A 17,546-nucleotide genomic window follows, 5' to 3' on the forward strand; every position below is an offset into this window, starting at 1 on the left:
CCACGCAGAGCGTGGGAACGATCATCGTGTGGGAGCGAGCCTGCTCGCGAAGACGTCCTTCCAGACGACTACAAACTCAACTCTCTATTAGAGGCCTTGAGAAATTCCTGCTTCAGCTCTTCAAACGTATGCACCGCCGGAAACTGCGGAAACTCGCGAATCACGTTGTCCGGCGCGTGAAACAGAATCCCCGCATCCGCCTCGCCGAGCATGGTCGTGTCGTTGTACGAATCACCCGCCGCGATCACCCGGTAGTACAGGCTCTTGAACGCCAGCACCGACTGGCGCTTCGGGTCTTTCTGGCGCAGTTGATAGCCCGTCACCCGACCGCTTTCGTCAGTGATCAAGCGATGGCAGAGCAAAGTCGGGAAGCCCAGCTGGCGCATCAACGGCTGCGAGAATTCATAGAAAGTGTCCGAGAGAATCACCACCTGGAAACGCTCGCGCAGCCAGTTGACGAACTCCACCGCGCCATCCAGCGGTTTCAGCGTGGCGATGACTTCCTGAATGTCCGAGAGCTTGAGGCCGTGCTCATCGAGTATGCGCAGGCGCTGCTTCATCAGGACGTCGTAATCGGGAATGTCCCGAGTGGTGGCCTTGAGGGAGTCGATTCCGGTTTTTTCGGCGAAGGCGATCCAGATTTCCGGTACCAGTACCCCTTCAAGATCCAGGCAAGCAATTTCCACAAGACACTCCCGTTTGTAGTGATTATTTGAGTCAAGCGAGGCCGAACTCTAGCGTCTGCACCAGACGCGCGCAACGCAGAGGACGCCCCGGCCCCGGCAGCTTTTTGTTACCATCGGCCCCCTATAGAGCGCCCGAGCGCCATTGACCTGTAGGAAGCCGCCCTGATGAGCCCATCGTTCGACGTCGTGGAACTCGCCACGACCTATGCCAACAAATCCGCCCAGGACATCCTCAAGCTCGCCTTCGCCGAGTTCGGCGATGACTTGTGGATATCTTTCAGCGGCGCCGAGGACGTGGTGCTGGTGGACATGGCGTGGAAGCTGAACAAGAACGTCAAAGTGTTCAGCCTCGACACCGGCCGCCTGCATCCGGAGACCTACCGCTTCATCGAGCAGGTGCGCGAGCATTACCAGATCGACATCGAAATCGTCTCGCCGGACTACACGAAACTCGAACCGTTCGTGAAGGAAAAAGGCCTGTTCAGTTTCTACAAGGACGGCCACGGCGAATGCTGCGGCATCCGCAAGATCGAGCCGCTGCGCCGTAAGCTGTCCGACGTCAAAGCCTGGGCCACCGGCCAGCGCCGCGACCAGAGCCCGGGCACCCGCAGCGCTGTGGCGGTGCTGGAAATCGACACGGCGTTCTCGACACCGGAACGCACCCTGTACAAGTTCAACCCGTTGGCGCAGATGACCAGCGAGGAGATCTGGGGTTACATCCGCATGCTCGAACTGCCCTACAACAGCCTGCACGAGCGCGGTTTCATCAGCATCGGCTGCGAACCCTGCACCCGCCCGGTGCTGCCGAACCAGCACGAGCGCGAAGGCCGCTGGTGGTGGGAAGAAGCCACGCAGAAAGAATGCGGGCTGCATGCCGGGAATATCATCAGCAAAAGCAAGGTTTGATCCCCCATTTATAGAAGGACCTGTGCGAGCGAGCCTGCTCGCGAAAGCGCCGTTCCAGTCAACGTTTCAGTTGCCTGATCCACCGCATTCGCGAGCAGGCTCGCTCCCACATTGATAGGTGCCAGGCACATAAAAGGTGTACACAAGGTTGTCACCATCGGTGCCATTTATGTGTGCACTTTCAGTTCTGACGCCCTGAAAAGTTACACTCCCCAGCAGAATCCCCATCTGCTTGCCTCTCTGCAAACTCCCTCCCCTGAAAAAAATTCCTGCCCGATCGATCAATTTATATCGCCTGTTTTTCAGCCACTTATGCCGCATTGATAACTATTCGAAATGAGCCCTGCCGCTTATAGATTGGCAACTGGCACAAATCTGGCTTTATCGCATACATGTTTTGTATACAAAACTGCGAAACATGCACACTTTCGATCCGCAAGCCTGAAGCGCCCTATCCCGTACAGGCTGCAGATGCCCCGTAACCAGTGATGCCTTCACCGTCGCGACGAAGAGTTGTCGAGCCTGAGCGCTCATGCACAGTCATCGCGGGAGTGAACGTCAGGAGCCTGCCGGAATGCGTACAAGTCTTTCGAATAACATCGCGCTGAATCTGCCCTCCGCCACGCTCGATCAACCGTTGCCCGATGACGGACTGAACGAGCCGCTGCAACTGAGCCCGCGTCTGCACAACAGCGATCTGGCGCCGACCAAAGCCGAAGGCCGGCGTTGGGGCCAGTACAGCATCTTCGCCCTGTGGACGAACGACGTACACAACATCGCCAACTACTCGTTCGCCATCGGCCTGTATGCGTTGGGCCTGGGCGGCTGGCAGATTCTGCTGTCGCTGGGGATCGGCGCGGCGCTGGTGTACTTCTTCATGAACCTGTCCGGGTACATGGGGCAGAAAACCGGGGTGCCGTTTCCGGTGATCAGCCGGATCAGTTTCGGCATCCACGGTGCGCAAATCCCTGCATTGATCAGGGCGGTGATCGCCATCGCCTGGTTCGGTATTCAGACGTACCTCGCCTCGGTGGTCTTCCGCGTCTTGCTGACTGCCGTGCATCCGGGCTTCGCTGAATACGATCACAACTCGATTCTCGGCTTGTCGACTCTGGGCTGGGTGTGCTTCGTTGCCATCTGGCTGGTGCAACTGGCGATCCTCGCCTACGGCATGGAGATGGTGCGTCGTTACGAGGCATTTGCCGGGCCGGTGATTCTGCTGACCGTTGCTGCCCTTGCCGGGTGGATGTATTTCCAGGCCAACGCGACCATTGCCTGGTCGATCCGCGAGCCGCTGACCGGTGGCGAGATGTGGCGCAACATCTTTGCCGGCGGCGCGTTGTGGCTGGCGATTTACGGCACGCTGATCCTCAACTTCTGCGACTTCGCCCGTTCTTCGCCGTGCCGCAAAACCATCAAGGTAGGAAATTTCTGGGGCTTGCCGGTGAACATTCTGGTATTCGCCGCGATTACCGTGTTGCTGTGTGGCGCGCAGTTCCAGATCAACGGGCGAATCATCGAAAGCCCGACCGAGATCATCGCCTCGATCCCCAACACGTTCTTCCTGGTACTCGGCTGCCTGGCTTTTCTGATCGTCACCGTCGCGGTGAACATCATGGCCAACTTCGTCGCCCCGGCGTTCGTCCTCAGCAACCTGGCGCCGAAGTACCTGACCTTCCGCCGCGCCGGGTTGATCAGCGCGACCATCGCTGTACTGATCCTGCCGTGGAACCTCTACAACAGCCCGCTGGTGATCGTGTATTTCCTGTCGGGCCTCGGCGCCCTGCTCGGCCCGCTCTACGGGGTGATCATGGTCGACTACTGGCTGATCCGCAAAGGCCGGATCAATGTGCCGCAGCTCTACAGCGAAGACCCCAACGGCGCTTATTACTACAGCCGCGGCATCAATTTCCGCGCGGTGGCGGCGTTTATTCCTGCAGCGCTGATCGCCATCGTCCTGGCCCTGGTACCTGGTTTCCACAGCGTTTCGCCGTTCTCCTGGCTGATCGGTGCCGGTATCGCCGGCATGCTTTACCTGATCATCGCCAAACGCCAGACGCATTACGCCGAAGTCAGCGGCGAGTGCATCGCTGTGGATAACGTCAGCCACTGATCCCTTCGCGGCCCGGTTTTTCGGGCCGCACCACTGCCCGCAATAAGGATTTTCCATGCGTATTCTCGTGGTCAACGTCAACACCACTGAATCCATCACCGACGCCATCGCCCGCTCGGCACAGGCCGTCGCTTCGCCCGGTACCGAAATCGTCGGCCTGACGCCGTACTTCGGCGCCGAATCGATTGAAGGCAATTTCGAAAGCTACCTGGCCGCCATCGCCGTGATGGACCGAGTGATGGCCTATGACCAACCCTTCGATGCGGTGATCCAGGCCGGCTACGGCGAACATGGCCGCGAAGGCTTGCAGGAATTGCTCAACGTGCCAGTGGTAGATATCACTGATGCGGCGGCCAGCACCGCGATGTTCCTCGGCCATGCCTACTCGGTGGTGACCACGCTGGATCGCACCGTGCCGCTGATCGAGGATCGACTGAAATTGTCCGGCCTGTGGGATCGCTGTGCCTCGGTGCGCGCCAGTGGTCTGGCGGTTCTGGAGCTGGAACACGAACCGCAGCGCGCACTGGAAGCGATCGTGCAGCAGGCCGAACTGGCGGTGACCCAGGACAAGGCCGAGGTGATTTGCCTGGGCTGCGGCGGCATGGCCGGACTGGACGAGCAGATCCGCCGGCGCACCGGCGTGCCGGTGGTGGATGGCGTGACGGCGGCGGTGACGATTGCCGAATCGCTGGTGCGCTTGAAGTTGTCGACGTCGAAGGTGCGCACATATGCCACGCCACGGCCGAAGAATATTGTTGGCTGGGCGCAGCGCTTTGCTCGATAGACCGAGTTGCCTTTTTCGCGAGCAGGCTCGCTCCCACATTTGCACCGCGTCTCCCTGTGGGAGCGAGCCTGCTCGCGAATGAAAACGACTCGGTCCCAAGCCCTACTCAAATAGCACTAAACCGCCGCCCCAGTCCCTGCTCAGCAAACTGTTCAATCACGAAATCCACAAACGCCCGGGTCTTCCCCGGCAACAATTTATGCTCGGCGTAATAGATCGAAATGTTGCCGTCGTCGACAAACCAGTCCGGCAGCACCCGCTGTAACGTCCCTGCCTGAAGGTACGGCACCGCAAAGGGCATGCTCACCAGCGCAATGCCCAAACCTTGCATCGCCGTTGCACAGGCAGCCTCGGAATCACTCATGGTCATCCGTGCCCGCAACGTCAGCGGGCTGTGTTGCTGATCGCGGTGAGTCAGTTGCCAGGAGCGCACGCGCCCGGTCTGCGGTGAGCGAATCAGAATGCCGTCGTGTTGCCTGAGGTCATCGGGATGGCTGATCGGCGCATGTTTTTGCAGATAGTCCTCAGATGCCACCAACACCCGATGTGCCGGCGTAAGCTTGCGCGCAACCACGCCTTGCGGCAGTTCAAAGCCGCCGCCAATCGCCGCGTCGAAGCCCTGCCCGATCAGATCGACCTGGCGGTTATCGAAATGCCAGTCCGGGTTGATCGCCGGATAGCGCCGCAGAAACTCACCAAGCAGCGGCACGATATACAGACGGCCGAACACCGTGCCCATGCTGACTTTCAGCGTGCCGGCGGGTTGTCCTCCGGCACTGGCCAGATTGGCCACGGCATTCTGGATGGTGGTCAGGCTGGCGCTGACTTCACTCAAAAACAGCTGCCCCGCTTCGGTCAGGGTCAGGCTGCGTGTACTACGCTGGAACAGCCGCACGCCAAGCCGCGCCTCCAGTTTCGCCACGCTTTTGCCCACTGCCGCCGGGGTCAGGCTCAAGCGTCGCGCGGCTTCGGCAAAGCTGCCGACTTCGGCGCTGCGCACAAAGCATTCGATACTGCTGAATGTTTCCATGGTCGCCACTATAAACTTTTGGTTTACACAGACTATAGCAATCATGGTCTACCCGGTTGTCGATGCCACGCCGATACTCGGCACCAACACCAAGGCATTCCGCCTTGAACACTTGGAGATCGAACATGACCACTCAACACCTCAGCGGCAAAGTCGCTCTGATTCAAGGCGGTTCGCGCGGCATCGGCGCAGCCATCGTCAAACGCCTGGCCGCTGAAGGCGCCGCCGTCGCTTTCACTTACGTCAGCTCCGCCGCCAAAGCCGAAGAACTGCAGAACAGCATCACCGGCAACGGCGGCAATGCCTTGGCGATCAAGGCTGACAGCGCCGATGCCGGCGCGATTCGCCACGCCGTCAGCGCCACCGTCGAAGCGTTTGGCCGGCTGGACATTCTGGTCAACAACGCCGGCGTACTGGCCATCGCGCCGCTGGAAGATTTCAAACTCGAAGATTTCGATCAGACTTTGGCCATCAACGTGCGCAGCGTGTTCATTGCTTCGCAGGAAGCGGCGAAACACATGGGCGAAGGCTCGCGGATCATCAACATCGGCAGCACCAACGCCGACCGCATGCCCTTCGGCGGTGGCGGCGTGTACGCGATGAGCAAATCGGCACTGGTCGGCCTGACCAAAGGCCTTGCCCGCGATCTCGGCCCTCGCGGCATCACCATCAACAACGTGCAACCTGGCCCGGTCGACACCGACATGAACCCGGCCCATGGCGAATTCGCCGACAGCCTGATCCCGCTGATGGCCGTCGGTCGGTACGGCACCGCCGATGAAATCGCCAGCTTCGTCGCCTACCTGGCCGGGCCGGAAGCCGGTTACATCACCGGTGCCAGCCTGACCATCGACGGTGGTTTCGGCGCCTGACAGACCGGCAAAAAAAAACGCCGCCCTTCTTTATAGAAGGACGGCGTTTGTGTTTAAGCGGTCAAGCCAGTTCCAGCATCGGCAGGCCAAATACGCTGGGCGTGAAATCTTTCAGCGAGCGGATAATGCCGTCAGCGTGGGCATATTTCTCGTCTGCCATTGCTGCGTCGGGGATGGCGATTGCGGTCATGCCTGCCGCTTTCGCTGCGGTGACGCCAAACGGCGAATCCTCGAACACCAGACAATCCTTGGGCGCAACGCCCAAACGCCGGGCGGCGGTGAGGAAAATATCCGGCGCCGGTTTGGCCGCGCCGACTTCCGGATCGTCCGCCGTGACGATGAAATCGAACAGCGCAAACCACTCACGGTGCAAGGTGGTTTTCTGCCCGAACGACTGGCGCGACGAACTGGTGCCCACCGCGATCGGGATGTTGTGCGCTTTGAGGTGACGCACCAGCGCTTCGGCCCCCGGCATCGCCTGCGCCTTGGGGAAACGCTCGCGCATCAGCGGCTCGCGGATCTGCAGAAATTCTTCCGGAGTGATCGGTAACTCCAGCGCCTGCACCACGTAGTTGGCCAGGTCATTGGCACCGCGACCAATGATGTTTTGTTTGACGCTCCAGTCGAAGGTTTTCCCGTAGCGCCCGGCAATCAGCGAGGTGACCTCGGTGTAAATGCCCTCGGTATCGAGCAGCAAACCGTCCATATCGAAAATCACGGCCTTGATCGGGCCGAACGTCTTCAGCGGTGCATTCATCATCGGATCCGTTAACAAAGACATCCCGGGCGACAGGCAACGTGCCGCAACGCGGATCTGATTAATGGGTTCAGCAGCATAGCGAGGCCGATGGACATTGAGCAACGGGCAATGCCATCGACGCCTTTTCGCATTTAGCGAAAACTCCTACAGACACTGCCTACTTCCCCGACTTCTTTCCTTTTTGATCCCCCGCAAAGTCCGCGCTCCCGTTTTTTCACATGCGCGAGCGACTGCGAATGTTTCAACCCGATCAGCTCCTGGCCCTGAACAACAGCATCGGACTGCTGGTTGTGGCCGCCCTGAATCCCCAGCAGCCCGATTTCGAAGCGCTGATCGATGAGTTCCGCCTGTGCCTGAACAACTACGACGCCTGGGCCGAGCAGTTCTGGACCGGGACCGCGCTGGACATCGAGCAGGTGTTCAAGGTTGGCAATGACGTACAACTGAGCGCGCCGATCACCTCGCGCGCACCTGTCAGCTCATCGGTGGTCATGTGTCCGGCCAGCGGGCCGCTGACCTTGGTGCACCTGTTTGAAGCGGCGCGCTTTGTGCCGATCGGCGACACCCCGGTGACCCTCGAACCGCTGCTCAGCGACGTCGACGGTGTGCTGACCTTCGGCGAACCACTGCGCTACACCATCGGCCCGAGCGGGATCCTCGAGGTGACCGATTGCGTGCGGAGCCAGCGCTACCGCGTCACCTTCTTTCCCGATGTTTCTACCGACCATGTCCGCGCCCTGTATGCCTCATATGAAGGCGTGATTGCCGGTCTTGAAGGCTGGCTGCGCAGCGAATGGACAGGCTTCCAACCGCAATGGACGGAGTTTTCCAGCGCCGGTTTTCTTGATCGTTACGGGCAGTTGCAACGAGCCGATTGGCGCGGTCTGGAAAAAGCTTTGAATGGCGTATGGGATGACATTCAACAACTGTTCGCCCTGCTCGCCGATCTGCAGGAGCACAGCGCGAAGCTCCTGGAATACCTCAGCGAAGTCGAACTTGAGGCGCTGCTGGCGGCTTCCAGCGAGGCGATTGCCAACGCTTTGTTGATGCTCAGCGACGAGCCGTTGCTGTTCATTCATCTGGCCGCGTTCACCAGTTGGCTGAAGATGCTGCCGCCGCAATACCTCGCCGAGGTGGTGGCCGAAGTTCGCACCGAGTTGCTGATCAGCTTCCTGTTGATGCGCGTGGCGGGCGGTGCCGGCGTATCGCTGCGTTTGAGCAGCAAGGTCCTGGCGAAGATCAAGTCGCCACGGGCGCGGGAATGGCTGGCGGCTTCTGCTTTACGCCTGGCGGAACTGACTTCGACGCCGGAGCTCAAGCAGCACGCGAGCGCGCTGAAGCCGCTAATGTTTCATGCCCGCGAGGTGGAGCTGAAGCCGACTCCATCGATTCCGCTGAACATTCGCCAAGCCGATGAAGTTGTGTTGAGCGTGCCGAATCCGGCGCCACTCGCGCGGGACAAATCTCAAAACATGGCGCGCCTTGAGCGCCATGAGCCACACGACGACGTCCCCGACCAATCGAAAAACCCCAACGGCGACGCCGCCGATTGCGTGCCCAAAACCTGTACCAATGGCTGCCCGGTGTCGATGGTCACCGGCGAAGAACTGCTGACCCTGACCGACGCGGTGCTCGACGGCGTGCTGCCGTTCGAGTTCACCCGCTTGTACCGCAGCAGCGCCGTCGAGATCGACATCGGTCTGGGTTTCGGCTGGAGCCACACGCTCGCCCATCGCCTGGCCTTCGACGGCGATGGCGTGATCTGGATCGACCACGAGAACCGCCGCACCCGCTTTCCCCTGCCCAACGTCGCGCGCCCGGCGATTCACAACAGCCTGTCGCGGGCGGCGATCTTTCTCGGTGATGAGCCGGAAGAACTGATTCTGGCGTTGGCCGGCGACAACGCGCGCTTCTATCACTTTCGCGCCGGCCGGCTGACGGCAATCAGCGATGTCTACGGCAATCGTCTGACCCTGCAACGCGATCGCTCCGACCGCATTCAGCGTCTGGACAACGGCGCCGGCCGCGCCCTGCTGTTGCGCTATGACCGCACGCAACTGGTGGCGGTCGATTATCAGGTGTTCGTCCAAGGCGAGTGGACCACCGAGCAAAATCTTGCCACCTACAGCTTCGATGCCCGGCAACGCCTACTGGTCGCGACCAACGCGGTCGGCGACAGCGAACGCTACGACTACGACGATCAACACGTCATCCTCCAGCGCCAGTTGACCGGCGGCGCGAGCTTCTTCTGGGAGTGGCAGCGTGAGGGCAAAGCCGCCCGCTGCGTGAGGCACTGGGCTTCGTTCTCGCAGATGAACACCCGTTACGTCTGGAACGATGACAACGCCAGCGTGACCGTGCATTACGTCGACGGCACCGAAGAAGTCTACGTCCACGACGAACGTGCGCGGCTGGTGCGGCAGGTCGCGGCCGATGGCGGCGAGCAGCACAAGGCCTATGACCAGCAGGGCCGCTTGATCGCCGAGCAGGATGCGTTGGGTGCGGTCACCGAATATCGCTACGACGAAGTCGGACGGCTGATCGCGCTGATTCCGCCGGACGATGCACCAACGTCCTACGAGTACCGCAACGGTTTTCTCTACAAGCGTTGCCGAGGCGACGCGGTGTGGATCTATCGGCGCAACGCTGAAGGTGCCGTTACCGAAGCGGTCGATCCCGACGGCCAGGTCACCCATTACTACTACAACCTGCGCGGGCAATTGCTGTCGCTGCGTTATCCGGACAGCAGCCGCCACCGCTGGGTGTGGAACGAGCTGGGTCAGCTCATCGAAGAAACCCTGCCCGATGGCGGCGTGCGGCGCTTTTCCTACGATGCGCTGGGCCGGCGGATTACCACCCAGGACGAATTTGGTGTTGTCAGTCGTCAGCAGTGGGACGCGGCCGGCCGACTGATCCTGACGACTTCTCCTACGGGCAGCACGCGCGCCTACAGCTACGGCGCCTACGGCCAGATCACCGCCGAACGCGATGAACTGGGGCGCATCACCCGCTATGAATATGACGATGATTTGCACCTGGTCTCGCGGCGGATCAACCCCGACGGCACCCGCGTGCAGTACCGCTACGACCATGCGCGGCTGTTGCTGACCGAGATCGAAAACGAGTCAGGGGAAAAATACTGCCTGGATTACACGCCGACCGGATTGATCCGACAGGAAACCGGGTTTGATGGGCGGCGTACGGCTTACGTCTACGACCTCAACGGGCACCTGCTGGAGAAGACCGAGTTTGGTGATTTCGGCCCCAGTCTGGTCACCCACTACGAGCGCGATAAGGCCGGGCGTTTGCTGGTCAAAACCCTGCCCGATGGCGCCAAGATCCGCTACGACTACGACCGCCTCGGTCGGTTGGTTGCCGTTGATGACGGGCAGAACCATCCGCTGGCCTTCGAGTATGACCGTCAGAACCGGCTGATCACCGAGCATCAGGGCTGGGGCACCTTGCGCTACGCCTATGACGCCTGCGGTCAGCTCAAACGCCTGCGTCTGCCGGACAACAGCAAGCTCGATTATCACTACGCCAAGGGCGGTGCGCTGTCGGCCATCGACCTCAATGGCACGCCCCTCACGCGTCACGTCTACCAGTCCGGTCGCGAACAGCAACGCCAGCAAGGTCTGCTGCTCAGCGAATACTCCTACGACGATCAGGGCCGTTTGCTCGCGCACGCTGTGGGCCATCGCCACGCTTCGCTGTACCGCCGCGATTATGCCTACAGCGCCAACGGCAATCTCGAGCACATCGCCGACAGCCGCCACGGCCAGCGCACCTACGGCTACGACGCCCTCGACCGGTTGATCCGCGTACGTCACTCGCGCGACGAACTGCCCGAATCCTTCGCCCACGACCCGGCCGGCAACCTGCTGATGCAGGATCGCCCCGGTCCCGCGCAGATCAAAGGCAATCGCCTGCTGATGCAGGGCGACCGCCATTACGACTACGACGCCTTCGGCAACCTGATCCGCGAACGCCGAGGCCACGGCCAGACCCTGGTCACCGAATACCACTACGACTGCCAGCACCGCCTGATCGGCCTGACCCGCCCGGATGGCCAGACCGCCACTTATCACTACGACGCCTTCGGCCGGCGCATCCGCAAAACCGTCGACGGCGCCGTCACCGAATTTTTCTGGCAAGGCGAGCACCTCGTCGCCGAAAGCAGCGCCACGCAATACCGAAGCTTCCTCTACGAACCCGGCACCTTCCGCCCACTGGCGATGCTCGACGGCAAAGGCCCGAAAAAGGCCTGCCCGTTCTACTACCAACTCGACCACCTCGGCACCCCGCAAGAGCTCACCGACTACAGCGGCGAAATCGTCTGGTCCGCGCAATACGACGCCTACGGCAAAGTCGCCGCCGTCACCCTCGCTGGCGAGGATTACCTCGACCAACCGCTGCGGTTTCAGGGGCAGTATTTCGATGTTGAAAGTGGGCTGCACTACAACCGCCATCGGTATTACGACCCGAGATTGGGGCGGTATCTGACACCGGACCCGGTGAAGCTCGCGGGCGGGTTGAATCAGTACCAGTACGTGCCGAATCCGACGGGGTGGGTGGATCCGTTGGGGTTGACGTCCAATTGCCCTCCAAAAGGCCGAAAAACGATTGGCTGCCCAAAATCTGATGAAGTCGAGCCCCCGCAGGTTTCTAGACGAGGCGCATTTAGGCAGGCAAAACTTGATGCGGGAATACCAAAAGGACAGCAGCCCGACATTCAAGTCGACGAGGTGAGCGGCAAGCAGAAGCAATTCACCTATGCCAACATGACGGATAGGAAAGGCAATAACATCCTGAACAGTCGTGGAATGCCCATCATAACTAGAGAATATAGATACACCAGAGAGGATGGATTTATATTGGTACTCCAAGATCATTCCGCTGGCCACAAGTTTGGCGATACAAATAATCGAGGAGACCAAGGGCCTCACATAAATGTGCGGCCTGCGGATGACACGCGAAACGGCAAAGTAAAAAACACAAGTGATCATTATCCATTCAGGAGGGCCCGATGAAGTATTGGAATGAGCTAGAGGGCAGCAAACTTTTCAATATGGTATTTAGCCGAAACATACCTATCGGAGAGATTAAGCTATTCGCCCTGAACATTGACAACAATCTATCCACACTGACCTTGGCATTTGACATCAGGGAAATCCCCGACACCCCTCCCAAGAAATGGGACCTCATAGGGTACAATGCTTGCCGGATTGGAATAACGTGCAATAAAGTTAAGAATCTAACAACATCCAACATCCCAACTCAACAAATATTAAACCTGTCCATCCAACTCATTGGGAATGAGTACTCAGTTTCAGCCACCTCCAATACTTCAGAGGTAAAATTCATTACATCAGCATTAAGATTGAGAGAGCCTAGTGTGTATTTAACAGAATCTTCTTTTTAGAGTTTTGGACCAAAGGCCTGCTGACCCAGGCCCTATGCCAAAATGCAACTCTCGGCTCACCGCCCCCTTCACCCATCATTTGCATCCTAAGATGAAAATACAAACAGTGAGTCCCACCGATGACTAAAAAATACTCAGCGCATATTGTCGAGATCGACCCAATCATTGAGGAAATGATCCTGCTCAGCGTCAACGGTGTGACTGTGAGATGTTTCGCAGGCCACTGCCCCTCAGTCATTGAAGTAGGTGAGAACTACTCAGCCGAGTTCGAAATGGTACTGCCGGACGAAATTGACATCGCAAAATGTGAAAACAGCGAAACATATGTCGAGATGCTTGACGACGGTTTCTCATGCGAGATCCAGGGGCGCTTAGAAGGCGATACGCTCAAGTCGTTCGTCGAATTTGCGGATCAAGATATCCACTTCGATTTTCCGCACCTCAATGGTCAGTTTGTAAAAATCAGAGCACAAAGAATCGACGTCTCATTCTGAGGAACAGATTTTCTGTAGGGCCTGCGGAGTCAGGCCCTTAAACCATCATTCAAAACCTCAACCCCACCTCACTGCTCATCCCCATCCTCCTCATACTCCATATCCGCCTCATCCGCATCACTCAACGGCACCGTCGCATCATCCATCAGCGAGCCCGGATCTTCATTCCCCGGATCATTGATAAACGGCACCCCATTAGGGCCCTTCTCTTCTTTGCCTTCGGTTTCAGGAGTCATGGCGCACCTCTTGAGCGTGTGGGATGTATGACGTTCGAAAAGCCCTGCCGCCAATCGTTCCTCTGCCTGACGGCCAGACACAAAAAACCCGGCACCAGACCGGGTTTCCGTTGATCAATCAGCGATTTTTATTTTTGTGTTTGTTCTTGTGCTTGTGGCCGCCGGAATGAGATCCGCCGTCGTCGCCGCCAAGATTGTTACCTACCGCGCCGCCTGCTGCGCCGCCCAGGCCCGCTCCGATGGCGGAGCCGGTGGAGCCGCCGAGGCTGTTGCCGACGACCGAGCCGCCTGCTGCGCCAAGACCGCCGCCGATCGCGGCTTCGGTGCGGTTGCGTTTGTTCGCGCCGACGGCACTGCCGGCCGCGCCGCCAACACCTGCGCCGACCGCTGCGCCCGTGCTGCCGCCGAGTTGTCCGCCAACCACATTACCCAGCGCACCGCCGAGACCACCGCCTACGGCAGCGGTGCCATCTCCGGCCGCCATCGCGCCCTGCGCCACGACCAAGCCAAAAAACAGTGCAGATAATGACAATCGCATATGAACCTCGCAGTTCCCGAAACGGGACAATCCGCCCAAGCGGGGCGTATGCAGATTGGAGATGATTTCGCACGAAACGTTCAGCCATGAAAAAGCCCGACATCGAGTCGGGCTTTTTCTGACAGGCAATCAGTCTCAGTGGCGCTTGTGACCTTTGCCCAGGTTGCTGCCGACGGCACCGCCGGCCGCGCCGCCCAGACCTGCACCGATGGTGGCGCCGTTGCGGCCACCCAGGCTGTTGCCGATCACCGAACCACCGGCTGCACCGACACCGCCGCCGATCGCCGCTTTGGTGCGGCTACCCTTGCGTGCTGCGACTGCGCTGCCCGCTGCGCCCGCAACGCCAGCGCCAATTACGGCGCCGGTGCTGCCGCCCATTTTCTGACCGACCACGTTACCCAGCGCGCCACCCAGGCCACCGCCCAGCGCCGCGGTGCCATCACCGGCAGCCATCGCACCTTGAGCAACCAAAAGGCCAAGAACCAGAGCAGGCAGTGTTAAACGCATGACGAAAACCTCAAATAAACGGGATGACGAGAAGGAGCCGGATTTAATGCGCTCGGCGCAGGAAAGTCCAGACGCCGGCGACAGCGTCGATTGGACCGCGATCAGGGAAAAGGTTTTATGCCGGGCAAAAAAAAGCCCGCTGGGGAGACGGGCTGGAGACTTGCTTTCTAACGGATGGCTTCACACTACGTTGGCCAACGTGAAAAGTTTGTGAAAAAAAACCGACATTAATGTCAACGCCCGCCCCCTCATTCCTGCGCCCATAAAAAACCCCGTTCAGTGACGGGGTGCGGGATGAAATCACTTTCTGGTCCTTGCCGTGACCTTGGGCAGGAATTTCGCTTTCGGCCCTTTGGGGGCTGTGGATTTGATTTTGCCGATGCTGACCGGATCCTCGCCAAATCCCGACTGATACTCCGACTGACCGCAGCGCACACAGTTGTTGAATGAAAACTCAGCGCCATCATCTTCGATAAATGGACCTGACATAGACTCTCCCCTACGCAACCGGGCCGACACCGGCAAAACAGTTTTGCCTGGAAAATATCGTCCCTCAGTGCTTTTGAGACTAGCTGGTCACTACTGGACTTGCTGTTCAGAAAGACTGATCACCGACGAATGGAAAAAAGTGTCGCGAGCGATCATTCGCTAAAGATTTCCATCGAACGGCCGCTGCCCTTACTCCTACAAATGAATCTCAAGGAGAGATCATGCAGATCAATGGATTCCCGAACATGCCAGTCGTAAAACTCACGGACGAGCAGATCGCTGCCGGCAAGGCCGGTGCGGAAAAACTCAAGGAAAAGATCGCCTCGGGTGAAATCACCATCAAATACCCGGACAAACCGCTTCTGCAGCCGGGCGTCGTCTACCATCCCAGCGAGCCCGCACCATCGGCGCAGCCTGACGGGACACCGCCCCTCGTTGCCATCGATACACCGCTGACCTATGACTCAAGAGGCGCTGTGTTGCTCAAGCCTCAAGGCTGATAGACGCGAAAAAAGCCCATTCCTCGTGCGAGTGGGCTTTGTCTTCATAGCAATGATCAGCGCAGCTTCACCGCCGTTCCGGTGACAAACACCACGACCATGCCACCCTTGCCTGCCGGCATGCTGATCTCAAAATCCACGCCAACCACAGCATCAGCCTGCAATGCCCGCGCCCGATCTTTCAATTCATCGGTTGCCTGAATGCGTGCTTCTTTAAGAGCCCGCTCCAACGTCTGCGACCGCCCGCCAAAGAAGTCGCGCATGCCGGCGAACATATCGCGGATCACGTTGACCCCTTGCACAGACTCGGCGCTGACAATGTCCAGATAGGCCGTGATCTGCCGCCCCTCGACGGAATGAGTGGTGGAAATGATCATGAAAGTCGTCCTTTTACTGCAAAAGTGAAGGCGGCGATTGTAGCGCGGCACCAGGCCTGGCGCCCGTGCCTCAATTGGATTTAACGACCCACAATTGATCCAGCTTCGTCGTAAAACTCGAGCTCATCATCTCCCGCCGCATGCCCCAGGCCGGATCAGCCGGCACACTCCCCGCTCGCAACGTTCCATGCCCCCAGCGCTGATTGATCTGGTCCAGCACGCCCATCACCCTCTCCGCCGCTTGAGGTTGGGACTGTGCAAACAGGTCTTCGGTAAATTCTCCGGGCTGTCGCAGATCCATCAACAGCACCTCAGCCTTGCTGTACTTGAACCCCGGCCGGAACAATCGATCAACCGCCTCGCTCGCCACCTTGCTCAGCAATCGCACATCATTGGTCGGATAAGGCAACTCGATCAGCGCGCCATTGGCGTACTTCGCCTCTTCCGGATTGAACATGCCGGTGCGGATACTCACGCGGATCTTTTTGCACAGCGAATTCTGCGCACGCAGCTTTTCCGCCGCTCGATGCACATAAGTAGCAACGGCTTCCTTGATCGGTTCGATGGTAGTCAAACGATTGCCAAACATGCGGCTGCTGCAAATTTCCTGCTTCGGCGGTTCCGTCTCGGACAGTTCCAGACAGGATGTGCCACCCAGTTCGCGCGCGGTCTTCTCGATCACCACGCTGAACTTGCGCCGCAGCGTCCACGGATCGGCCTTCGCCAGGTCCATCGCACTTCTGATCTGCATGCTTTCCAGATGAGCTTTCATCCGCCGCCCGACGCCCCACACTTCACCGACATCGGTATTGCGCAACACCCAGTCGCGTTTGGACGGATCGCAGATGTCGACCACGCCACCGGTATGCGCTTGCAAGCGTTTGGCAGTGTGGTTGGCGAGCTTGGCCAGCGTTTTCGTAGGGGCGATGCCGACGCCGACCGGGATGCCGGTGCGCTTATAAACAGCAGAGCGGATGGTGCGGCCAAACGCGGTCAGGTCCCCAGGGATGCCGCTGAGATCGGCGAACGCCTCATCAATGCTGTACACCTCGACGGCCGGCACCATGGATTCGATGATCGTCATCACCCGTTCGCTCATGTCGCCGTACAAGGCGTAATTACTGCTGAACACCTGAATGCCGTGGCGGCGCAAATCATCGCGAATCTGGAAATACGGCGCGCCCATTTTCACAAAGGGCTTGGCGTCATAACTCCGGGCAATCACGCAGCCATCGTTATTGCTCAGCACGACAATCGGCGTCTTCGCCAGATCGCGCCGGAACACTCGCTCACAGCTGGCATAGAAGCTGTTGCAATCGATCAGCGCGAAGACCTGCTCACGGTTTGCCATGGTCGCGCACGCTGTAAGTCACCACACCCCAGATCACCAGCTCATCCCCTTCCATCACGTAGCGAGGCGGATATTTGCTGTTGGCCGAAAGAAGGATGATGGTGTTGTCGCGCATGTGCAGGCGCTTGCAGATGGGTTCGGAGTTGAGACCGGCGATGACGATATCGCCGTGCTCGGCATTCAGGCTGCGATCGACGATCACCAGATCACCGCAAAATATCCCGGCGTCCTGCATGCTCTCGCCTTCGATCTTCGCCAGATAAACGTGCGGCGCACGAATATCGAAGATCTCATCAAGCGAAATGTGCTTTTCAATGTGATCAGCCGCCGGCGAAGGGAAACCGGCGGGAATCCGAAACGAATACAGCGCAAGCTTTTCGCCCGCACCTGACAAAGGGCCGAGGATGGTGACGCTCATGATACGAACCTGATAGTGAATTTACTGTATGCGCATACAGTAAACTCGGGACGGTTCGGAGGG

Annotated in this window: 18 protein-coding genes; 8 read left to right on the forward strand and 10 right to left on the reverse strand. The window is 59.0% G+C overall.

The window, feature by feature from the left end; all coding sequences use genetic code 11:
* Positions 1-68 precede the first annotated feature (68 nt).
* A complete protein-coding gene (gene thrH, locus KVG85_RS11440; RefSeq protein ID WP_016773816.1) occupies positions 69-686 on the reverse strand; it encodes a bifunctional phosphoserine phosphatase/homoserine phosphotransferase ThrH in 618 nt (205 codons plus the stop codon).
* 165 nt (positions 687-851) lie between these two features.
* Here thrH and KVG85_RS11445 point away from each other — a divergent pair, with 165 nt between their 5' ends.
* The 3 genes from KVG85_RS11445 to KVG85_RS11455 all read left to right on the forward strand — a co-directional run bounded on the left by KVG85_RS11445 (position 852) and on the right by KVG85_RS11455 (position 4,489).
* A complete protein-coding gene (locus KVG85_RS11445; RefSeq protein WP_122611940.1) occupies positions 852-1,592 on the forward strand; it encodes a phosphoadenylyl-sulfate reductase in 741 nt (246 codons plus the stop codon).
* Between the two features lie 574 nt (positions 1,593-2,166).
* Entirely contained in the window at positions 2,167-3,705 is a 1,539-nt protein-coding gene (locus KVG85_RS11450) for an NCS1 family nucleobase:cation symporter-1 (RefSeq protein WP_217863917.1), read from the forward strand.
* 55 nt (positions 3,706-3,760) lie between these two features.
* A complete protein-coding gene (locus KVG85_RS11455; RefSeq protein ID WP_212615714.1) occupies positions 3,761-4,489 on the forward strand; it encodes an aspartate/glutamate racemase family protein in 729 nt (242 codons plus the stop codon).
* A 106-nt stretch (positions 4,490-4,595) separates the two neighbouring features.
* On the opposite strand, the gene KVG85_RS11460 is transcribed toward KVG85_RS11455, so the two are convergent.
* Positions 4,596-5,519 carry a LysR family transcriptional regulator gene (locus tag KVG85_RS11460; protein WP_122700639.1) on the reverse strand — a complete coding sequence of 308 codons (924 nt, stop codon included), beginning with the start codon at positions 5,517-5,519 and terminating at the stop codon, positions 4,596-4,598.
* Between the two features lie 125 nt (positions 5,520-5,644).
* Here KVG85_RS11460 and KVG85_RS11465 point away from each other — a divergent pair, with 125 nt between their 5' ends.
* Positions 5,645-6,391, forward strand: coding sequence for a 3-oxoacyl-ACP reductase family protein (locus tag KVG85_RS11465; protein WP_217863918.1), 747 nt, complete (start codon positions 5,645-5,647; stop codon positions 6,389-6,391).
* Between the two features lie 61 nt (positions 6,392-6,452).
* On the opposite strand, the gene KVG85_RS11470 is transcribed toward KVG85_RS11465, so the two are convergent.
* A complete protein-coding gene (locus KVG85_RS11470) occupies positions 6,453-7,148 on the reverse strand; it encodes an HAD-IA family hydrolase (protein ID WP_038861408.1) in 696 nt (231 codons plus the stop codon).
* Positions 7,149-7,387: 239 nt separating this feature from the next.
* On the opposite strand from KVG85_RS11470, the gene KVG85_RS11475 reads away from it, so the two are divergent.
* From KVG85_RS11475 to KVG85_RS11485, 3 genes are all read left to right on the forward strand, one after another.
* The gene (locus tag KVG85_RS11475) at positions 7,388-12,181 is read left to right on the forward strand and encodes an RHS repeat-associated core domain-containing protein (protein WP_217863919.1); all 4,794 of its coding nucleotides are present in this window, start codon (positions 7,388-7,390) and stop codon (positions 12,179-12,181) included.
* Between the two features lie 38 nt (positions 12,182-12,219).
* On the forward strand, positions 12,220-12,573 hold the full coding sequence (locus KVG85_RS26150) for an Imm50 family immunity protein (RefSeq protein ID WP_225926800.1): 354 nt from the start codon (positions 12,220-12,222) through the stop codon (positions 12,571-12,573).
* Positions 12,574-12,692: 119 nt separating this feature from the next.
* Positions 12,693-13,067 (forward strand): UCP019853 family protein, encoded by a 375-nt coding sequence (locus KVG85_RS11485; protein ID WP_217863921.1) that lies wholly within the window; start codon positions 12,693-12,695, stop codon positions 13,065-13,067.
* A 68-nt stretch (positions 13,068-13,135) separates the two neighbouring features.
* On the opposite strand, the gene KVG85_RS11490 is transcribed toward KVG85_RS11485, so the two are convergent.
* The 4 genes from KVG85_RS11490 to KVG85_RS11505 form a co-directional block, all read right to left on the reverse strand.
* Complete coding sequence (locus tag KVG85_RS11490; protein WP_217863922.1) at positions 13,136-13,303, reverse strand: hypothetical protein; 168 nt, start codon at positions 13,301-13,303, stop codon at positions 13,136-13,138.
* A gap of 118 nt (positions 13,304-13,421) precedes the next feature.
* Positions 13,422-13,841, reverse strand: coding sequence for a glycine zipper domain-containing protein (locus KVG85_RS11495; protein ID WP_217863923.1), 420 nt, complete (start codon positions 13,839-13,841; stop codon positions 13,422-13,424).
* 135 nt (positions 13,842-13,976) lie between these two features.
* A complete protein-coding gene (locus KVG85_RS11500; protein WP_123418714.1) occupies positions 13,977-14,348 on the reverse strand; it encodes a bacteriocin in 372 nt (123 codons plus the stop codon).
* Between the two features lie 300 nt (positions 14,349-14,648).
* A complete protein-coding gene (locus KVG85_RS11505) occupies positions 14,649-14,837 on the reverse strand; it encodes a hypothetical protein (protein ID WP_024012286.1) in 189 nt (62 codons plus the stop codon).
* Between the two features lie 221 nt (positions 14,838-15,058).
* Between KVG85_RS11505 and KVG85_RS11510 the strand changes: the two genes are divergently transcribed.
* Positions 15,059-15,337 (forward strand): hypothetical protein, encoded by a 279-nt coding sequence (locus KVG85_RS11510; RefSeq protein WP_056784095.1) that lies wholly within the window; start codon positions 15,059-15,061, stop codon positions 15,335-15,337.
* A gap of 56 nt (positions 15,338-15,393) precedes the next feature.
* On the opposite strand, the gene KVG85_RS11515 is transcribed toward KVG85_RS11510, so the two are convergent.
* The 3 genes from KVG85_RS11515 to KVG85_RS11525 all read right to left on the reverse strand — a co-directional run bounded on the left by KVG85_RS11515 (position 15,394) and on the right by KVG85_RS11525 (position 17,483).
* Positions 15,394-15,714 (reverse strand): YbjQ family protein, encoded by a 321-nt coding sequence (locus tag KVG85_RS11515; protein WP_016773801.1) that lies wholly within the window; start codon positions 15,712-15,714, stop codon positions 15,394-15,396.
* A gap of 70 nt (positions 15,715-15,784) precedes the next feature.
* A complete protein-coding gene (locus tag KVG85_RS11520) occupies positions 15,785-17,065 on the reverse strand; it encodes a Y-family DNA polymerase (RefSeq protein ID WP_217863924.1) in 1,281 nt (426 codons plus the stop codon).
* Complete coding sequence (locus KVG85_RS11525) at positions 17,052-17,483, reverse strand: LexA family protein (protein ID WP_217863925.1); 432 nt, start codon at positions 17,481-17,483, stop codon at positions 17,052-17,054. Before KVG85_RS11525 ends, KVG85_RS11520 begins: the two co-directional genes overlap by 14 nt.
* Positions 17,484-17,546 lie beyond the last annotated feature (63 nt).

The sequence above is a fragment of the Pseudomonas triticicola genome (assembly GCF_019145375.1).
In the GTDB taxonomy this organism is placed as follows: Bacteria; Pseudomonadota; Gammaproteobacteria; order Pseudomonadales; family Pseudomonadaceae; genus Aquipseudomonas; species Aquipseudomonas triticicola.